We start from the raw sequence: 19,879 nt of genomic DNA, 5'->3' as shown, positions 1-19,879 counted from the left end.
TTGTGTAGTGACTTAATTATAACAGGAGAATGTATAAATGTTTTTCTTTTTTTGATATATGGAAATTGGTGGAATCATTTTCGCTCATTTATAGCCTATGATAATTGTATGTCCAAGAATTGAAAACAGCCGTGGAGTAAATTCATCCTTAATATGTAAAGAAGTACCTAATCCTGAAGATAATAATAGAATCACAAATTTAGGGATGTACGAAGATTACTTTATAAAAGAGATAATACCCTTAACCGATAAAACTTTCAACACTGGATAGGTTATAATTAGTTGTACAATAAATATTCGGACATGGTATAATATAAAAATATGAGAAAGAGAGAGTGGTTTATATCATGGGGAGAAATGGGAAAAATTATACTGAGGAATTTAAAAAACAACTAGTAGCACTTAGGAATAATGGTAAGGTTATTGCAGAAATATCAAGAGAATACGGGGTGGCTAAATCCACTATTAATAAATGGGTTGCAGATTATAGTAGTACTGGATCATTTAAAGCAAAAGATAATCGCAGCGATGCCGAAAATGAGTTGCTTAGATTGAAAAAAGAAAATGCTAGATTAGAGATGGAAAATGATATTTTAAAGCAAGCAGCGCTGATAATGGGACGAAAATAGAACTTATTTTAGCAAATAAGTATAAATACAGTATTAGCGCAATGTGCAGAGCACTAGGCATTCCAAGAGGGTTAGTTTACTATAAACGTAAAGAACGCAGGTTTAATTCAGAGTTAGAAAATGCAATTATAAAGATTTTCAAAGATAGTAAAAATAACTACGGTACAAGAAAAATAAAGGTTGAGCTATCCAAGATAGAAATTCAGGCATCAAGAGCTAAAATAGCATGCATAATGAAGAAATATGGACTAGTATCAAATTATACTATTAAACAGTTTAAAATACATAAATCTGGTTGTAACAATGATAAAGTTGACAACATCGTTAATAGAGATTTTCAAAATAGATCCAATCTAGATGTTGTTGTAAGTGACCTAACCTATGTAAATGTTGCTGGAAAATGGCACTACATATGCCTTCTTATAAATTTACATAATAGAGAGTTAATAAGTTACTCTGTGGGCAAGAATAAGGATGCTAAGCTTGTATATGAGGCCTTTATGAGGGCAGATTGTAATCTAAGCAACATAAATATATTCCATACAGACAGGGGCAACGAATTTAAAAATAAGATTATAGATGAGGTTTTAGAAACATTTAAGATCCAAAGGTCACTTAGTAAAAAAGGCTGTCCATACGATAATGCAGTTGCAGAAGCAACGTATAAAATAATAAAAACAGAATTTGCATATGATAGAGTATTTAGCAGTTTTGAAGAATTGGAACGAGAGTTATTTGATTACGTAAACTGGTATAATAACCATAGAATTCATGGTTCGTTAGACTATATGACACCAAAGGAATATAAGGTTAAGATGTCCGAATAAAGTTTGTACAAAAAAGTATTGACAATCCAACACTATAAAAAATAGAAAAGGAAGATACATAGGAGGGGCATCTGCTGGTGGTTATGTAGCTCTTCATAATATATTCCGGCATCAAGATATGTTTTCCAAAGTAGGCGGACATATGCCTGCTTTGGAACTGAAACTTGAAGAAGATGCTAAACTATATTATAAAAACATTGGTGCATGGGAGAAATATGATCCAATATACATTGTAAAAAACAACAATATTTCTTCTAGTATTGATATTTATCTTGATGCTGGTGATAAGGATGAAGGTGAATTTTATGAAGGCTGTTCAATTTTACATAAAGTATTGAAAGAAAAAGGAATAAAATCTCAAAACAATATATTCCCTGGTCATCACAATGTCGAATATATAAAATCAAATATCGAAAAATATCTAAAATTTTATGGTTGTTAATTATAATAAATCACTCTCTATAGATTCATAATATTCTTAAATTACCTACTAACCTTAATTATGAAAATCAAAGTGAATGTAACACAATGGTAATTATGTTACTTTCACTTTGTGGCTATTGCCTATTCCTTAATTTTTTCAATTTGAATGTAACATAATATATTGATTTGTTACGTTCAATGTATTATAAATAATACTAATATTAAAAAAACCACGTTTTCATTTTAAATATATCACAGAAAAATAGCAAAAAAACTTAATAATCTGGGTAAGTTAGTTTATTTAGACTAGATTACTGGCTACTAATTCCATTTTATTTAAACCTATATTAGGAGCAGCGAACGAGCTTGTGCCACATCAGGTTTTCATGTGAATCATTAAAGAGAAAAACTAATGTGCACTATCCTTTGACTGCGATTGAATATAAAAATAAACATTCCAGTGCCTTAATACATTATTTGATTTATCGTATTACAAACCGTCTTAATAAACATTGTACCCTTATGGAGTTTTTTAAGAAATAACTCCATTGATTTGTAAAGTTCGAATAATTTCATTACTCTAAAAAAGACACATTAGTGTCTTTTTTAGAATGTTTTTATAAATATTTATTTAGTTTTTTCTTCATATAATTTGTTAATTGCTTCATCTACTATTTGATTAAAAGTTATGTTGATATTATCATACATAGGTTTTAATCCTTGAAGCTTTCTTACTGTTGATGGTTTTTGTGCGAAGCTTCTTTTTACAGATAAAGTATCTTCCTCATTATTATCCTCCGAAGAATATAAATTCTTAAGTTCTAAAGAATTTTCATTCTTAACTTCTTTAGAATTAATATTTTTAAGCCCACTTAAAATCCCTTTGCTTCCACTGTTATTATTTTTGCTCATAATTTAAAATCTCCTTACTTAAGCTCATGTAATCATTGAAAGAATCGCATTTATTATTAAAATAAATTACTGGTGACTGAGCATCTTGACTGTACTCTATTTTACTATCAACTCTAATAACACTATCAAAAACCTTATCTCCAAACACTTCTATAAGACTTCCTCTGATATTTTTAGCAATGGTTTTTCTGCTGTTAAACATAGTTATTAGTACTCCCATAATTTCAAGTTTTCCATTAGTGTTTTTATCAACGATTGTTATTTGAAAGAATTACTTCTAAAGATTCTATGCTTTTTATAATTATCTTCCCAATCTTTAAGAAATTCTTTTGCGCAAACTTCACCAGAATTATATAACTCCATAATTTTTTTATTTCCAATATTAAAATCTGTGGTTTTAATATCAAGAGTATCGATTTTTACAGTACGCAAGAAATCCATTTCTCTTATATGAATATCATCTTGTGCTTCTAGCATGGTCTCAATAATTGAGCTAGTGAAATTTAAGATATTTGTGATTTTATGTTCCCGTATTTCTTTGTTTCCTCCGAGTTTAAAACCGATGGTTGGCCAGAGAGGAACGCCATTCACATCAAAAAGCCAAACTGGGTAATTGCTTAAAACACCGCCATCAACAATGAGAGACTTTTTATTAGTATTTATATTATATAAGTTTACAGGGTGAAAAAAATAGGGAATAGAGATGCTCATTCTTATTGCCAGACTTACTTCAAGTTCATCAGGATTTATCCCGTATTCCGCAATGTCTTCTGGTAGTATTAGCATCTTTCCACGGCTTATATCCGTTGCTATAATATGCAGTTTGTATTTTCTTTTATACTTGTTATTATTTAGAAGAATACCTTTTTCCCCTGGAATAATCAAATCTCCAAAGGTTACTTTTTTTCTATTTGCAAGCTTAAGTTTATACGATAAAACTTCATCAATCCAATTTTTTATATAGTCACCTTTATAAATGCCTTTTTTTAAAAGTAGATTGTAAGCATCAGAGAATATAGGCATATTAAAATGACTTTTATCAGTAATTTTTGTATAGTCTAGCTGTAGCATTAATTTTTTTATCTCATCAGCAGAGTACCCTACTGCAACTAGTGCAGCTATAATAGATCCAGCAGAGTTTCCTGAAATATTTTTCCAATTATATCCATCATTCTCAAATGTTTTTAAGGCGCCTACAAGACCGATGCCCTTAACTCCGCCACCTTCGAACACAATATCTGCAAATTTTCTATTATTGTAAATATTCATATATACCACTCCTTTATGAGTAATATATGAATAAATATATCTTCACGTCATAGATTTAAAAAATAATATTTAGTTACACTTTTTTCTATGAAAAGAATACTATATATTATAGTGATTTTATAAAAGAGGCAATGTATGAAAAAGTTAGAAGAATTCACACCTTCTGAATTGGCTATATTAGCAACAATAATAGGGATTATAATTGCTTCTAAGTTTAATGTTAACCAACAAAATGCATTAGGCAATTTTTTAACCGGTTTGGCGCAAAGCATTTTGATAATTGCAGCTCAGACTCAAAATCTTGAATCGCAGGATGGAAATCAATCTGGAGATAATGGAAATAGTAATTCGAAGAATAGTAATTCGAAGAATAGTAATAAGGATTTGCAAAAACAGATAGATGAACTTAAGGAATATATTAAAAAGTTTGAGGATAATACGAATTGAAAAACGCACTGATTAAAAGATGCGTTTTTTAATGGTTTGACATTATAAGAAATTTTAGGTAATATATATGTGTAAAGTAATTTAATATTAAAAACTAGGGGAGTCAATATTTTTGTCTGAGAAGAAACAGTTAAGTTTCGACCCTTATAACCTGAATTGGATAATGCCAGCGGAGGGAAAATATGATTTGAATTTAGTTTCAAATATGACTATATAAATGGTGCAAAGTTGTACGATTATAGAACCCTTCGCTTAAATATGAGCAAAGGGTTTATTTTACTTTAATAATATTCTAAGGAGGAATTGAAATGTCAGTTGTAAATGTAAGTCTTCAAGTTATACCAGTGGTGGCAGAGGAAAGGATTTACCCGGTAGTGGACAAGGTTATAGAGTATATTCAGGCTAGCGGAGTGAAATATGAGGTAGGGCCAATGGAAACTACTATGGAAGGCGAAATGGATGAGCTTTTAGATATAGTAAAAAAGGCTCAAGAGATTTGTGTAGAGCATGGAGCATCTAGGGTTGTTTCTATAGTGAAAATCGATTATAAAGCTGAAGGCGTGACTATGAATGAAAAAGTATATAAATATAGAAAATAAGCTTATTCCTATAGTTTTTCAATTGATATTTCTTTTTATATGGCAGATATCTGTAGATAGGTGGAAGGTTCCACAATACATATTGCCTTCACCAAAAGATATTATTATTATTACCTTGGTGAATATAGTTCCAAGCATTACTAAGCATATTTATGCGACTTTATATGAAGCATTGATTGGATTCGCAATATCAATTTTGATTGCACTAATTTTAGCTATCTTAATGGACAATGTAAAAATTATTAAAAAATGCATATATCCAATTTTAGTAGTATCTCAGACTGTTCCAATTATTGCCCTAGCGCCACTTTTCATAATATGGTTTGGTTTTGGAATATTACCTAAGATTATTGTAGTAGTGTTAGTGTGCTTTTTCCCTATAGTTGTTAGTTTGATTGATGGATTAGAGTCAGTAGACGCGGATATGGTAAACCTTTTAAAGACTATGGGGGCTAGTAAGTTTCAAATTTTCACCATGGTGAAGCTACCAGCCTCTACTGTGAATTTTTTTTCGGGCCTTAGAATAGCAGCAACCTATAGTATTATGGGGGCAGTTATTGGAGAATGGCTTGGAGGAGATAAGGGTCTTGGGGTATATATGATTAGAGCTAAAAATTCATATGCACTTGATAAAGTTTTTGCAGTAATTATAATTATTGTAATGCTAAGCATGGGACTATTTGGACTCTTATACTTAATACAATATTTTTTTACTCCTTGGACTAGAAATAAAGCGGATAACGATGACTAAATTTATATAGGACATATTATTTTATTTGGAGGTAAAATTATGCTAAAGAAAGTAATTTCATTATTATTAACAGTTTCAATGACTACGGTTTTATTTGTGGGTTGTGCTGCGAAAAAAGAAGATGTAAAGAAGGAAGATACCTTAAAAAAGGTTACTGTTATTTTAGATTGGATACCAAACACTAATCATACTGGATTATATGTAGCGAAAGATAATGGATATTTTAAAGAAGAAGGACTTGACGTTCAAATTATTCAGCCAGCGCAGGGGAGTACTGCAAGTTTAATTGCAGCGGGCAAAGGAGATTTTGGCGTAAGCTATCAAGAAGATGTAACTTATGCTAGAACTGCTAAAGATCCACTTCCGATAAAAGCTATAGCCACTATTATTCAGCATAATACTTCTGGGTTTGCAGCACCTAAGGAAAAAAACATTAAATCTCCTAAGGATTTTGAAGGCAAAACCTATGGTGGATGGGGATCTCCTTCTGAAAATGCAATATTAAAGGCGGTTATGGAAAAAGATAATGCAGATTTTTCGAAACTAAAGATGGTGGATGCAGGATCAGAAGATTTCTTTGCTGTAACTAAGAAAAATATTGATATTGAATGGGTATTTTATGGATGGACAGGAATAGAAGCAAAGCTTAAAAATATTCCTATTGACTATATTGATATTGGAAAATTAAATAAAGATTTAGATTATTATACTCCAGTAATTATAGCTAATGAGAACAAATTAAAAGCGGATCCCGAAACGGCAAAGAAATTTTTAAAGGCAGTTACAAAAGGATATGAATACAGCATGGAAAAACCTGAGGAAAGTGCTAAGGTTTTACTGAAAAATGCACCGGAGACAGATGAAGATCTTGCCGTCGCAAGTCAAAAATATTTAAAGGATCAATATAAAGCTGAAGCTCAAAAATGGGGCATAATGAAAGAATCAGTTTGGAATAATTACACCAAATTTCTTTTAGATAAAAAGCTTATAGGAAAAGATATGAAGGCGAGTGAGGCATTTACTAATGAGTACTTACCAAACTAATAATGAAAAATTAAGAGTAGAAAATATTAAAAAAACTTTTGGAAGTATGAATATAATAAAGGATGTTTCTTTTTATGCAAGAGAGAATGAATTTATAAGTTTACTGGGCCCAAGTGGAAGTGGTAAAAGTACAATTTTTAATATTATATCAGGTCTTTTACATCAAGATGCGGGTAAAATTATAATTGACGGAGAGGAATGCTGTGGTAGATTTAAAAAAGTAAGTTATATGCATCAGAAGGACTTACTACTTACCTGGAAAAATATTGTAGATAACACTACGCTACCTCTTGTTATAAAAGGAAAATCTAAAAAAGAGGCAAGAGCTCAGGCGCTTAGTCATTTTAAAACATTTGGACTTGCTGGCTTCGAATATAAATATCCTTTTCAGCTTTCAGGAGGAATGAGGCAGAGGGCTGCATTACTTAGAACATATATGTCATCATCTGATATTATGCTATTGGATGAACCTTTTGGTGCACTTGATGCAATTACTAGGGCAAAGATGCACTATTGGCTAATAGACGTGATTAAAGAGCTAAGAGTTACCATAATATTTATTACTCATGATATTGAAGAAGCGATATTCTTATCTGATAGAATATATGTATTATCAAATAAACCAGCAACTATAAAGAAAGAAATAATTGTTGATTTACCTAAAAATAGGACAAAAGATATAGTCACATCAGTAAAATTCAATAAAATAAAGAAAGTCATTTTACAAACATTATAAGGTAAGCACTCAGCTTAAAAGTAATTAAGTTGGGTGTTTTATTTTTATGTACCTAAGGAACGTATGATAAATGCGTAGTTGTGAGAAAATACTATGATAACGACTCAATATTGGAGGAAACAAAATGAAACAGGGAGCACTAGACAGGAATTTTAAAAAAGTAAAAAGTCAGTTTGCTCAGATTCAAGAAATAGTAAAGCATACTAAGTCAAATGCACTATGGGAACATGAGGCTGCGGTAAGAAAGAAACTAAAGGAATTAAATGAGTTTAAGAAAGAAAATTTTAAAGACTATAAAAGAGTTCATGAAAATTATTCAGCATTACTTAAATATATATCAATAAGGCTTGTTGAGGACTACAACAAGAAAAATAATACAAATTTTAATTTTAAGAACATCTTAAAGAATAAGGGTGAAAGCTATTTAAAATCAGGAATTATAAGTGTGTTAATAACGGAGCATATTCCTGAGATTATATCTAGTGAGTTTGATCGTGTGTTTCCATCTAATCCTAAAAATGAATATGAGGGATCAAGAAAATTCAAGAGAAAATTTTATCTCCATTTAGGTGAAACTAATACTGGGAAAACCTATAATGCAATGATGCGGCTCATGTATGCTGTACTATAGAAAAATTAAATATAAATGAGGAATATGAAGTTGGTATTATAGACGAAATTCAAATGATAGATAACGACCAGAGGGGAGCTGCTTGGACAAGAGCTGTTTTAGGATTGAAAAGTAAAGAGGTACACATTTGTGGCGCAACGAATGCAAAAGAACTACTTGTAAAAATAATAGAGGATTGCGATGAGGAGTACGAGATTATAGAGTATAAAAGAGATCTTCCTCTTGTGATGGAAGATAAATCTTTTGTATATAAAAGTATTGAGGAAGGTGATGCACTTGTTACATTCTCGAAGAAGAAAGTGTTAGAACTAGCTTATCATTACTCAAACCTAGGTATAAAAGTAAGTTTAATCTATGGAGATTTACCGCCAGAAGTTAGAAAAAAACAGTACAATCAGTTTATTAACAAGGAAAGCACAATTTTAATATCCACTGATGCAATAGGTATGGGAGTTAATCTTCCTATAAAAAGAATAATATTTATGGAAATTAAAAAATTCGATGGTAATGAGATAAGGTATTTAACTTCTCAAGAAGTGAAACAGATTGCGGGAAGGGCAGGTAGAAAAGGGATATATGAGGTTGGATATGTAGCATCTTATGGTAATACTCAAGATTTTATAAGAGAAAGTTTAGAAGCGCGTGATGTAATTATAGAAGAAGGAGTAATAGGTCCAAGTGAAGCTATATTAAAAATCAGTTCTCTTTCTCTTAGAGAAAAATTAGCGTTATGGAGTACAAAAGAAGAAAAAACACCTTTTTATAGAAAAATGGATATAAGCGAGTATTTGGTGGTATTAGATAATTTAAAAAGTTATAAATTGGAAGAAGAAGTTCAGTGGAGACTGCTAAAAATTCCTTTTGATGTATCTAATGATAAGATGATGAATGCATTTTTAAACTATGTAGATGAATTGTTTATAGCTAAAAGAGAGATTATCTCAAAACCACAGCGTCTATTAGAAGATCTTTATGAATTAGAACTTTACTACCAGAAAATAAATATTTATTATTCCTTCTCAAAAGTTTTTAAGTTGAATTTTGATGAACAATGGGTATATGAGAATAGAATAAAAGTCAGTGAAGATATTAATGAAATTTTGAAAAGTATATAAAACAAATGATAACCTCAATGATTCTTATAGAAAATAGTATTTAAAAGTATTGAAATTATTTGCTATACTTTTTTTAACTTTGTTCCCATCAAAACGCTGTTATAAAATATATTAAATAAGTACATTATATTAGTACAACAAAAAAATCAACTTAAAGGAGGCACATAGTATGGCATACAGGAGCTTAGTACCAGAAGCAAAAGCAGGATTAAACAAATTCAAAATGGAAACAGCAAACCAATTAGGAGTAAACTTTACGGACTATAATGGAGATTTAACTTCAAGACAATGTGGTTCAGTTGGTGGACAAATGGTTAAATTAATGGTAGAACAATACGAAAAAAACTTATAATTTAAAATTAGATAGGGTGTGCAGCAAAGCTGTATACCCTATATTTTATTAAGTCATATCCAAATAAATAATTAATTAGAAATTTATTATATATATAGTTGACTTATACTACATAATGAAGTATACTATATCTCGTAGTGTTAATTACTAATAAGGCTCCTTGGTCAAGCGGTTAAGACACCACCCTCTCACGGTGGGATCAGGGGTTCAATTCCCCTAGGAGTCACCATTAACACTTTTTTTTATTGGGATGTAGCCAAGCGGTAAGGCACTAGACTCTGACTCTGGCATCCGCAGGTTCAAATCCTGCCATCTCAGCCAAATATATTACCATAATGAATATAAATAATTCTAGCATAATGTTTATTTTGCTGGGGTTATTTTTTTGTATATTTTTTCTTAAAATAATGTTAATAATTATATTGTTAGATGAAGAAGTTAGGCATAATAAAAAGTATTAGTTAGACATTTATAGTTAATACTATATTTAAACTCTGAATTATTTTGTACTTCAGAGAAGGACAAGGAGGGAAATATATGAAAACAGGTATAGTAAAGTGGTATGATGTTGAAAGAGGATATGGATTTATATCCGCTCAAGAAGGCGCGGATGTATTTGTTCATCATTTAGCAATAAAAGAACAAGGGCCAAGAAAGGATTTACATGAGGGAGAAGAAGTGCAATTTGATGTTGTAGATGCACCTAAAGGACCTCAAGCTATTAATGTTCAAAAAATGTAAAAATATTCGTTATTATTAAACAATATAAATGTAAAAATTTTGGCACGCTCATTTAATCCTTTGAGTGTGCTTTTTTACAATGTATTTTGAATTTATTTGGTTGAAAAATATGGGTGTGCGTATAGTATATAATGGTAACACCTTCTGGAATTTATAATATATATAAAATAGAAAAAACTCGATGGGGTGAAACTTTTGATTGATATTAATGAAGAGATTATACGAGAATACAGTGATAAAGATTCTTATAAAAGTGGAACAGAGTATTATTTAAGTAATAAGGTTAAGCATATTGATATAGAAATAAAGAAGCGACAAGATTACAAGGAAACTAAGATAACTTCAGATGTGGAGTCAACAAATTTCACTCGGTATAAAGTAGACACAAGTTTTAATAATAGTAATTCTTTTATAGGTTATCATTGTCAATGTAATGATTGTTATAGTTATTATGGAGAGGTGAGCATGTGCAAGCATGTAGTGGCTACATTATTAAAGTATTTTTATGAGAAAGACGAAATTATTAAAGCAAAAAAAATGGCTAAAACAAATAGTTTAATTAAACAAATAACTAAAAGTATAAATGGTGATCAAAGGACAAAATCATATCTAAATGTAGATGTAAAATATGAGCATGATCCTAATAGTGATAACCGAAAATCTTTTGTGAGTCTGAAGGTTGGAGAGGATAAGCAATACGTAGTTAAAAACATAAAAGAATTTTTTATTTGCTATAATAAAAGTTTTGAGTCGATGCAGTTTGGGAAAAAATTTACATACAATCCCTATTTGCACTCATTTAAAGAAGGTGATTTAAATATCATAGAACTTTTCAAAGAAGCGAGTGAACTTGAAGCGGTGGCTGGGGCTGCAAATACATATAAGGGAAATACAGTGAAATTTCTGTCTGGTAAAAAAGCTTATTTTACAGATAGCATGGTTAAAAGGTTATTTAAATGCTTATACAATAGGGATCTAACTGTGGTAATAAAAGGCGAAACGTTTACTAATGTACACATAAGGCAGAAAACCATGCCCTTAGAATTCGAAATCAATAGAGAAGATAGTAAATTTATACTTCAGCAAAAAGAAGATATGCCTATTGCAATAAGCAATGATGGGGAATTCTTTTTCTATAAAGGTGAAATATACCGGCCACCTATTGCTCAAAGGGACGCATATTTACCTTTTTATAATAGATTTAAAGAGGAAAATAATAATTGCATAGAATTTTATGAACAAGAGAAAGATGATGTAGCATCATTTGTACTTCCAACTTTAAACAAGATAAGTGATAGAGTTGCCATAGACACATCATTAGAAAAAGAATTTTATATAGAAGAGCTTAAGGCAGTTGTTCATTTTGAAAAAAAGTCTAAAAATGTAGAGGTGTTCATAACTTTCAAGTATGGAGAGGTTGAGATAAATCCTTTTAATAGTAAAGAAAACAAAGCACAAGAGGGAAGAGTACTTATAAGAGACATAGAGAAGGAAATGGGTATCATAAATCAATTTCTTGAGTTTGGTTTTGTTAGTACAAATAAGGGGTTTGATATTCGAGATGAAGCAAAGTTCCTAGAGTTTTTAGTTTCAGGACTGGAAAAGCTTCAGCAAGTGGCGGAGGTATATTATTCTGAAGAATTCAAGAAGATTAAGGTGCACGGAAATGCCGGATATAAGTCGAATATAAAGCTTAATAAGGATAATCTTTTAGAATTCAGCTTTAGCATTGAGGGGGTAGATAATACTGAACTTAGTAATGTTTTCTCAGCTTTAAGAGAAAAAAGAAAGTATCATAGGCTTAAAAACGGCAGTTTTGTTTTATTAGATTCAAATAATTTATTAAAAGTTGCTCAAATGATAGAGTATCTAAATATAAAGGATAGCGATATTGCGAAGAATAAAATTCTACTTTCAAAATATAATGCCATATATATAGAAGAAAAATTAAAACGAGAACAAATGGATTTTGTGGATACAAATAAAAAATTTAGAGACCTAGTTAATACTGTTAAGGATATTAAAGAATTGAAAGTAATAGTTCCTAAAACCTTAGATAGTATAATGAGAGATTACCAAAAGGTAGGGTTTAAGTGGTTAAAAACGCTTGCAAGTTGTGGATTTGGAGGGATACTAGCGGATGAAATGGGGCTGGGTAAAACACTTGAGGCTATAGCATTTATTCAATCAGAAGTGCAGGAAAATGAAAATAGGCAACCATCCCTGGTAGTATGCCCTACGTCGGTTGTATACAATTGGAAGGATGAAATAGAAAAATTTGCACCATCACTAAATTGTATAGTAATATCCGGAAATAAAAGTCAAAGAGTGCAGCAAAAACAAAGCATTGATGAGACTGATGTGATTATTACATCATATGCACTTATACGGCGAGACCTTGAGGACTATCAAAAGATAAAATTTAGATATTGTTTCTTAGATGAGGCACAGTATATTAAGAATTTTAATTCGCAAAATGCACATTCTGTGAAAAGTATAAATGCTATAAGTAAATTCGCACTTACAGGAACGCCTATTGAGAATTCTCTTACGGAGCTTTGGTCAATTTTTGACTTTATAATGCCAGGTTATCTTTTAAATCATAGTGCTTTTTCAAAAAAATACGAAGCGCCAATTGTGAAGGATGGAAGTCATGAAGCGCTACAAGAACTAAATAATCATGTAAAACCATTTATACTTAGAAGGACTAAATTAGAGGTTGCAAAAGATTTGCCTTCTAAAATAGAACGTAGAATTTCAGTAGAAATGACGGAGCAGCAGAAAAAGGTGTATTTAGCCTATTTAAAGGATGCAAAGGGAGAACTAGAAGAAGATATTAAGGCGAAAGGGTTTAATAAAAGCAAGTTTAAAGTACTGTCAATTTTAACAAGGCTAAGACAGATATGTTGCGACCCTTCTACTTTTATAGAGGACTATGTTGGGGGTAGCGGTAAAATGGAAGCTCTAGATGAAATTTTAGGAAATAGCTTAGAAGAAGGTCATAGAATATTAATATTTTCTCAATTTACTAGGGTGCTTAAAAACATTTCTAAGAGGTTAGATCCTAAAGAGATAAGGTACATGTATTTAGATGGCTCTACTAAGGCTGAAAAAAGAGTAGAAATGGTAAAAACCTTCAATGAAGGAGACACACAGGTATTTTTAATTTCTCTTAAAGCTGGGGGTACAGGTATAAACCTTACAGGTGCAGATATGGTAATACACTTTGACCCTTGGTGGAACCCGGCTGTGGAGTCTCAAGCTACAGATAGGGCTCATAGAATTGGGCAAAAGAAGACAGTAGAGGTGATAAAATTAATAGCAAGAGGGACTATAGAAGAAAAAATATTTAAGTTGCAACAAAAGAAAAAAGAAATTGTTGAAAGCGTTATTAATGATGAAACAGGAGCAGAATTATTTCTTTCTCAGATGAGCCAAAATGAAATTGAAGATTTATTTGTTTAATAATGCAGCTCCGCAGGAGATGATTTAACTGAATAAATTTATTAAGTAGTATCTTGCTATGGGAAAATAATATTGGGATTTTTAGTGAAAAAACGAAAAAAATGTTGACTTATGTAGAAATGAATGTTATTATTTTGAAAAACGAATAATAATAATCCGTATAATCTTGATAATAAGGTTCAAGAGTTTCTACTAGAAGGCCATTAACCTTCTAACTATGGATTAATCCTATAAGTAAAGATTTTTACTGAAAAAATGCCCGTGGATTAATCCTATCCATGGGCATTTTTTTTTGCTTAATAAGGATTTATAAATTCAACATTATATTTTACCAAGGAGGAAATGGCATGAAATCATTTTTGCAATCATTTTTTAAGCTCAAAGAAAATAATTCAAACGTTAGGACCGAAATATTAGCGGGTGTTACTACCTTTATTACTATGGCATATACTATATTAGTAATTCCTAATATTTTAAAGTTTAGTGGTATGAATCTTCCTGGAATAAAGGGTGATGGTGCTGCAGCTTTTACAGCAACAAATGACCCTGTGGTAGGAGCAATTTTTACAGCAGTATGTGTAGGCTCTGGAATTGGTACTATATTAATAGGTACCTATGCAAATTTACCTTTTGCAATTGCACCAGGTATGGGATTATGTGCTTTCTTTACATATAGTGTATGCTTAACACTCGGCTATACTTGGAATCAGGCTTTAGCAGCTGTATTTATTTCTGGAATTTTATTTATAATAATTACGGTTACTTCAATACGCGAAAAAATAGTAGATGCGCTACCAGCAAATCTCAAGATAGCTATTTGCGGTGGTATAGGATTATTTATTGCGTTGATAGGTTTTAAAACTGGAAGCATAGTAGTTCCGAATCCAGGAACTCTTATAAGTTTTGGTGAATTCACAAATCCACACGCTGCTCTTACAATTATCGGTATAATTATAACAGCAATTTTAATGGCTAGAAATGTAAGAGGAGCTATGCTTATTGGAATAATCGCAACGACAATAATTGGAATACCTATGGGTATAACAAATTTAGCTGGAATAAAGCTCTTAAGTACACCACCATCCATTGCTCCAACTTTTATGGCTTTTGACTTTAAGGGTCTTTTAGGAGCTGGAGGAGCAGGTGTTATAGGAGCGATAACTAGCATAATTATGGTGGTTTTAACTTTTAGTTTAGTAGACTTATTTGATACAATTGGTACTTTAGTTGGAACAGCAGAAAAAGCCCAGATGTTGGATGAAAATGGAAAAGTTCGAAATATGAGAAAAGCGCTCTTATCAGATGCTATCGCAACAACTATAAGTGCCTGTATTGGTACACCCACTATGGCAACTTATGTTGAATCTACTGCGGGCATAGCTGAAGGAGGAAGAACTGGGTTAACATCTTGCGTGGTAGGCGTTTTATTTCTATTCTCTTTATTCTTTGCAGGTATAGTTGGGATAGTGCCACCAGAAGCAACAGCACCTGCGCTTATAATGGTCGGAGTCCTTATGATGGGTGCAGTTACTAAATTAGATTTTGATGATTTTACAGAAGCACTTCCAGCTTTTTTTACTATGGCTATAATGCCTTTTAGCTATAGCATAGCTAATGGTATAGCGGCGGGAATAATATTTTACCCTATACTTAAGGTTAGCACAGGAAGAAGGAAAGAAGTTCATCCAATAGTTTATGTGCTTGCAGCGTTATTTATTTTAAGATTTATCTATCTGCCGGATTAACAAGTTATAGTTAATTAATTAAAGATATCATAAATATAACTTCTTGTTTATAAAAAAACAGGCCTAGACTTATTTGAAAGTTCTAGTGCCTGTTTTTTATTTTGTTTAAATCATTACAATTTTACAGTTTGACCGATATCAATAATTTTTATGCTTCCATCATTTATTCTTTTTAAAGTATCACAGGTAACCTCATCTTCATCCTGAGCTAAAATATAGGTTTTATAATGAACTGGGATCATGATTTTAGCTTCTGTCATTTTAAACATTTTAAAGCTCTGCTCAGGAGTACAATGCATTTCTTGAAACTCATCAGGTTTATAGCAGCCTACAGGCATGATAGCAACATCTGCTATTAAATTTTTATATGTATCAGTATATGCAGTATCACCAGCAAAAAAAATCTTTTTTGAACTACTTTCAATTATATAGGAATTGCTCTCAGCTTCAGCTCCCCAAGGATAACGTCTACCATCATGATTTGCTTTTAAAGCCTTTATTTTTATGTGATTATCATTATACGTCTCATCATTGTTTAGAAGAATTATACTTTTAAACCCTAAAAGTTTTAAAGGAATCTTTAGGTTTTTAGGAGCAATAATTATAGCACTTTTATTTAGTTTCATTAGAGTGGAGTAATTCATATGATCCATATGACCATGAGACAGCAATATATAATCAATATTAATGGAGGCTAAGTTTAAAGATGGTTTAACTAATCTTTTTAATTGACCAAGATATATACTAGTTACAGGGTCAGTTACTATAACCTTACCACTTAAATTAATAACTACAGTAGCATGGCCTACCCAATGAATAGAATTTGTTACTACGGGCTCATACGATGGCACACTAATGGGATTGAAGTACAATTTAAAGTTTCTACGATGTAATTTATACATATATTTAAAGATTTTCGGGAATTTATTAAAGCTCATTTTATACCTCTTAATTTTAATATATTCGTTTTATAATAAGATTAAAAAATCTAATTTAATTATAACATAACCTGCTATATTATATATATATATATGTATTAAATTACTAAATAAAAAACAATTGAACTAATATAATATATAATATATAATGTACACAAGAAAGTGTGTACATTATATATTATATACATATCTATTATTTATGTAAACGAAATCAAAAAAGGGGGACTTATACATGATTGGCTTCTTAAACGCTTTACTAAAATTATCACCAGTATTTTTAATGGCAGGACTCATGATGTCTAAAATGGATGCATTACTTGCGGCACCAATTGCAACTATTTACGCAGCTATAATAGCATCATTAGTATGTAAATTTAAATTTAATGACATTGTTGATGGTGCGGTGGATAACGTAAAAGAAATGCAATTGGTTTTCTTTATATTGATGGCAGCTTATGCAATGGCAGAGGCTTTTATGTCAACAGGAGTGGGTGCATCAATAATTAATTTTTCATTAACACTTGGATTAACAGCTAGAACTGTAGCTGTAACAGGATTTATGGTAACAGCAGTGCTTTCAGTTGCAACCGGTAGTTCATGGGGAACTTTTGCAGCTTGTGCTCCGATTTTTTTATGGCTAAACCATATAGTAGGAGGAAATTTATTGCTTACTACAGCAGCAATTGCTGGTGGAGCTTGCTTTGGAGACAATATAGGGCTTATTTCTGACACAACTGTCGTAAGTTCAGGTATTCAAAAAGTTGAGGTTATTGATAGAATAAAGCATCAAGGAGTATGGTCACTTTTATGTTTAGGAATAACTGCAATTATTTTCTATGCTGTAAGCGTTGGAATGGGACTTCCAACAGTAATTGGTAATGCAGCGGATGCAATAGATAAAATTCCAAAAGATGTATGGGTATCACTTGAAAAAGCTAGACCTTCAGCAGTTGAACTTTTAAATCAAGTTAAAACCGGGGTTCCATATTATATGGTAATTCCATTATTGGTTGTACTTGTAGTAGCAATTAAAGGACTTCCAACACTTGCATGTTTAGGGCTTGGAATAATAACATCTTTAATCCTTGGATTGACAGCAGGAACAGTAGAATCTGTACCTCAATTTTTAGGATTAATGAAAATAGGTTTTGCAGATGCAGGTTCATGGGTTATTGTCATGATGATGTGGGTTGGTGCCTTTGGAGGTATCATGGGTAAAATGAATGCATTTGCTCCGTTATCAAGATTAGTTTCTAAAATTTCAAAAAATGTACGCCAACTTATGTTTTGGAATGGAATGTTGTCAATTTTAGGTAATGCTGCATTAGCAGATGAAATGGCACAAATAGTAACAGTTGGACCAATAATCAAAAATTTACTTGAAGATAACGTAGAGGGTAGCGAAGAAGATATGTATACATTACGTTTAAGAAATGCTACTTTCGGTGATGCACTTGGTGTATTTGGGTCACAGCTTATTCCATGGCATGTATATATAGCTTTTTATATTGGTATAGCTTCATCAGTTTATCCACTTCACAAGTTTGTACCTCTTGATATAATAAAATATAACTTTATGGCCATGGTAGCGGTAGGTTCATTATTACTACTTACTATAACAGGACTAGATAGATTCATACCATTATTTAAATTGCCGACTGAACCCAATGTTAGATTAAAGAAAAATGTTAAGACGGACAGTAAAGATAAATTATCTGCTTAAATTTAAAGTTTCAATAATATGTAATAAAGCACTATATTGTAAATATACAATATAGTGCTTTTATTAAATATCAAAAAATAATGAATTTGCTTAAATCAGGTCCTGCGGAGCTGAAGTCGTTAAGTTGAGGAAAAGAAAAATTTTATATAAACATGCTAGTTGATAAATAATTTAATAGTTATTCATGGTGAAATGTTTATCTATAATCATTTTTGAATCTTCTTCAGAATTTTCTTGAAAATCTTCTTCGGAGTCTTCTTGAAAATTTTCTTGGGAATTTTCTTGAAAATCTTCATTTTTTTCTGGTTTTTGTCCCCATTTAACTTTAATTGAGAAATCACCATAATTTTCGTCCCTAACAAATTTAAATTCATAATCTAATTCTTCATTGTCAGGTATTAAAACACGGGTTCCGTCTATTTTGAGTTTGTCTTTGAATAATCTTATAACTTCATCTTTTAGGAAAAAGTAAAAATCTTCTTTGCTTCCAACATATCTTTCTATAGAATTCATGTATAAACCCCCTTTCATTATAATAATATTCAGATTTAATCATAAAGGTGATAGTAATTATGTGTATTTTTACTAAAAGGCAATTTTTAAATATAGTGAAATTAGGATATAATACTTGTTGATAGGCATAGCTAAATAAATAATTCAATAATATTCAATAATATGATATATTAAATAAAGAATATATGAAAATTATATAGGTAATGCACTTGTATGAAATAACTGTAGAAGGAAGGTTTTTTTATGAAAATTTATTCATGGAATGTAAATGGCATAAGAGCTATAAAAAATAAAGGATTTATTGAATGGATTAAAGAAGAACAGCCAGATATTTTATGTGTTCAAGAAACTAAAATCCAAGAAAACCAAATAGTTGAGGAGCTTAAAAATATAAAAGGTTATTACTCATATTTTTCGTGTGCGGAGAAAAAGGGGTATAGTGGTGTAGCTACTTACACTAAGGAAAAACCGACATCTGTTACGTACGGTATTGGAATAGAAAGATTTGATAGTGAAGGCAGAATATTAATAACTGAGTTTGAAAAGTTTACTCTATTTAACATATATTTTCCTAATGGGCAGAGAGACGAAGAAAGGTTAAATTATAAAATGGACTTTTATGATGCACTGCTCTCCTACTGTGAGACGCTTAAACTAAAAGGGAAAAAATTAATTATTTGTGGGGATTACAATACTGCACACAAAGAAGTAGATCTTAAAAATCCAAAAGCAAACGAAAAATATTCAGGGTTCTTACCGGTAGAGAGAGCTTGGATGGATAAATTTATATCATATGGTTATGTTGATACTTTTAGATATCTCCACGGGGCAGAAACCAAATATTCTTGGTGGAGTTATAGATTTAAGGCTAGAGAAAAAAATGTAGGATGGAGAATTGACTATTTTTTTGTAACTGAGGAGTTAGTAAGTGAATTAAAAGAAGCTAATATTTTAAATGATGTTTTAGGATCGGATCATTGTCCTGTGAGCATTATTTTATAAATATATATAAGAAAGGA

The 19,879-nt window shown here is 31.0% G+C and carries 17 protein-coding genes, 2 tRNA genes, 3 pseudogenes and 2 riboswitches; of the genes and pseudogenes, 17 read left to right on the top strand and 5 right to left on the bottom strand.

Features of this window, described 5'->3' with window-relative positions; translation table 11 throughout:
- Positions 1 to 94: 94 nt before the first annotated feature.
- The 3 genes and pseudogenes from ACWJKP_RS12270 to ACWJKP_RS12260 all read left to right on the top strand — a co-directional run.
- Positions 95 to 265, top strand: a pseudogene (locus tag ACWJKP_RS12270) (alpha/beta hydrolase); the annotation flags it as partial.
- A gap of 82 nt (positions 266 to 347) precedes the next feature.
- Positions 348 to 1,456, top strand: a protein-coding gene (locus ACWJKP_RS12265) for an IS3 family transposase (RefSeq protein ID WP_165415076.1) whose coding sequence is annotated in 2 segments (ribosomal slippage) — positions 348 to 594 and positions 594 to 1,456 — 1,110 coding nt in all. Because the reading frame shifts where the segments join, the coding sequence is not laid out codon by codon here.
- Between the two features lie 28 nt (positions 1,457 to 1,484).
- Positions 1,485 to 1,898, top strand: a pseudogene (locus ACWJKP_RS12260) (alpha/beta hydrolase); the annotation flags it as partial.
- 608 nt (positions 1,899 to 2,506) lie between these two features.
- Here ACWJKP_RS12260 and ACWJKP_RS12255 read toward each other — a convergent pair.
- Genes ACWJKP_RS12255 through ACWJKP_RS12245 form a run of 3 tightly spaced genes read right to left on the bottom strand, consistent with a single transcriptional unit; the run spans position 2,507 to position 4,060 of the window.
- A complete protein-coding gene (locus tag ACWJKP_RS12255) occupies positions 2,507 to 2,791 on the bottom strand; it encodes a hypothetical protein (RefSeq protein ID WP_165413591.1) in 285 nt (94 codons plus the stop codon).
- Positions 2,778 to 2,993, bottom strand: coding sequence for a ParA family protein (locus tag ACWJKP_RS12250; RefSeq protein ID WP_165413592.1), 216 nt, complete (start codon positions 2,991 to 2,993; stop codon positions 2,778 to 2,780). Before ACWJKP_RS12250 ends, ACWJKP_RS12255 begins: the two co-directional genes overlap by 14 nt.
- Positions 2,994 to 3,049: 56 nt before the next feature.
- Positions 3,050 to 4,060: a patatin-like phospholipase family protein gene (locus ACWJKP_RS12245; protein WP_165413593.1), complete on the bottom strand. Its 1,011-nt coding sequence runs from the start codon at positions 4,058 to 4,060 to the stop codon at positions 3,050 to 3,052.
- A gap of 135 nt (positions 4,061 to 4,195) precedes the next feature.
- Between ACWJKP_RS12245 and ACWJKP_RS12240 the strand changes: the two genes are divergently transcribed.
- The 12 genes and pseudogenes from ACWJKP_RS12240 to ACWJKP_RS12185 all read left to right on the top strand — a co-directional run bounded on the left by ACWJKP_RS12240 (position 4,196) and on the right by ACWJKP_RS12185 (position 15,686).
- Positions 4,196 to 4,507: a hypothetical protein gene (locus ACWJKP_RS12240; RefSeq protein ID WP_165413590.1), complete on the top strand. Its 312-nt coding sequence runs from the start codon at positions 4,196 to 4,198 to the stop codon at positions 4,505 to 4,507.
- Positions 4,508 to 4,593: 86 nt separating this feature from the next.
- Positions 4,594 to 4,703: riboswitch (TPP riboswitch) on the top strand.
- Positions 4,704 to 4,815: 112 nt separating this feature from the next.
- Positions 4,816 to 5,106, top strand: coding sequence for an MTH1187 family thiamine-binding protein (locus tag ACWJKP_RS12235; protein WP_165413594.1), 291 nt, complete (start codon positions 4,816 to 4,818; stop codon positions 5,104 to 5,106).
- Entirely contained in the window at positions 5,078 to 5,857 is a 780-nt protein-coding gene (locus ACWJKP_RS12230; RefSeq protein ID WP_165413595.1) for an ABC transporter permease, read from the top strand. Before ACWJKP_RS12235 ends, ACWJKP_RS12230 begins: the two co-directional genes overlap by 29 nt.
- 36 nt (positions 5,858 to 5,893) lie before the next feature.
- Positions 5,894 to 6,901 carry an ABC transporter substrate-binding protein gene (locus ACWJKP_RS12225; RefSeq protein WP_165413618.1) on the top strand — a complete coding sequence of 336 codons (1,008 nt, stop codon included), beginning with the start codon at positions 5,894 to 5,896 and terminating at the stop codon, positions 6,899 to 6,901.
- On the top strand, positions 6,882 to 7,637 hold the full coding sequence (locus ACWJKP_RS12220; RefSeq protein WP_165413596.1) for an ABC transporter ATP-binding protein: 756 nt from the start codon (positions 6,882 to 6,884) through the stop codon (positions 7,635 to 7,637). The genes ACWJKP_RS12225 and ACWJKP_RS12220 overlap by 20 nt, the downstream gene beginning before the upstream one ends.
- A 124-nt stretch (positions 7,638 to 7,761) precedes the next feature.
- Positions 7,762 to 9,383: pseudogene (locus ACWJKP_RS12215) on the top strand (helicase-related protein).
- Positions 9,384 to 9,552: 169 nt separating this feature from the next.
- Positions 9,553 to 9,735: an alpha/beta-type small acid-soluble spore protein gene (locus tag ACWJKP_RS12210; RefSeq protein ID WP_165413598.1), complete on the top strand. Its 183-nt coding sequence runs from the start codon at positions 9,553 to 9,555 to the stop codon at positions 9,733 to 9,735.
- Positions 9,736 to 9,889: 154 nt separating this feature from the next.
- Positions 9,890 to 9,964, top strand: a tRNA-Glu gene (locus ACWJKP_RS12205).
- A 17-nt stretch (positions 9,965 to 9,981) separates the two neighbouring features.
- Positions 9,982 to 10,056, top strand: a tRNA-Gln gene (locus ACWJKP_RS12200).
- A gap of 216 nt (positions 10,057 to 10,272) precedes the next feature.
- Positions 10,273 to 10,476 carry a cold-shock protein gene (locus tag ACWJKP_RS12195; protein WP_165413599.1) on the top strand — a complete coding sequence of 68 codons (204 nt, stop codon included), beginning with the start codon at positions 10,273 to 10,275 and terminating at the stop codon, positions 10,474 to 10,476.
- A 198-nt stretch (positions 10,477 to 10,674) separates the two neighbouring features.
- The gene (locus ACWJKP_RS12190; protein ID WP_411955894.1) at positions 10,675 to 13,941 is read left to right on the top strand and encodes an SNF2 helicase associated domain-containing protein; all 3,267 of its coding nucleotides are present in this window, start codon (positions 10,675 to 10,677) and stop codon (positions 13,939 to 13,941) included.
- Positions 13,942 to 14,077: 136 nt separating this feature from the next.
- A riboswitch (purine riboswitch) is annotated at positions 14,078 to 14,179 on the top strand.
- Between the two features lie 109 nt (positions 14,180 to 14,288).
- Positions 14,289 to 15,686: an NCS2 family permease gene (locus ACWJKP_RS12185; protein ID WP_165413600.1), complete on the top strand. Its 1,398-nt coding sequence runs from the start codon at positions 14,289 to 14,291 to the stop codon at positions 15,684 to 15,686.
- A 113-nt stretch (positions 15,687 to 15,799) separates the two neighbouring features.
- On the opposite strand, the gene ACWJKP_RS12180 is transcribed toward ACWJKP_RS12185, so the two are convergent.
- Positions 15,800 to 16,624 (bottom strand): MBL fold metallo-hydrolase, encoded by an 825-nt coding sequence (locus ACWJKP_RS12180; RefSeq protein ID WP_165413601.1) that lies wholly within the window; start codon positions 16,622 to 16,624, stop codon positions 15,800 to 15,802.
- Positions 16,625 to 16,856: 232 nt separating this feature from the next.
- Here ACWJKP_RS12180 and ACWJKP_RS12175 point away from each other — a divergent pair, with 232 nt between their 5' ends.
- On the top strand, positions 16,857 to 18,347 hold the full coding sequence (locus ACWJKP_RS12175; RefSeq protein WP_165413602.1) for a Na+/H+ antiporter NhaC family protein: 1,491 nt from the start codon (positions 16,857 to 16,859) through the stop codon (positions 18,345 to 18,347).
- A 171-nt stretch (positions 18,348 to 18,518) separates the two neighbouring features.
- On the opposite strand, the gene ACWJKP_RS12170 is transcribed toward ACWJKP_RS12175, so the two are convergent.
- On the bottom strand, positions 18,519 to 18,860 hold the full coding sequence (locus ACWJKP_RS12170; RefSeq protein ID WP_165413603.1) for a hypothetical protein: 342 nt from the start codon (positions 18,858 to 18,860) through the stop codon (positions 18,519 to 18,521).
- 243 nt (positions 18,861 to 19,103) lie between these two features.
- Here ACWJKP_RS12170 and ACWJKP_RS12165 point away from each other — a divergent pair, with 243 nt between their 5' ends.
- Complete coding sequence (locus ACWJKP_RS12165) at positions 19,104 to 19,862, top strand: exodeoxyribonuclease III (protein ID WP_165413604.1); 759 nt, start codon at positions 19,104 to 19,106, stop codon at positions 19,860 to 19,862.
- Positions 19,863 to 19,879: the final 17 nt, after the last annotated feature.

Source organism: Clostridium sp. CM037, assembly GCF_055081095.1.
This window is presented reverse-complemented; position numbering and strand designations above follow the sequence as displayed.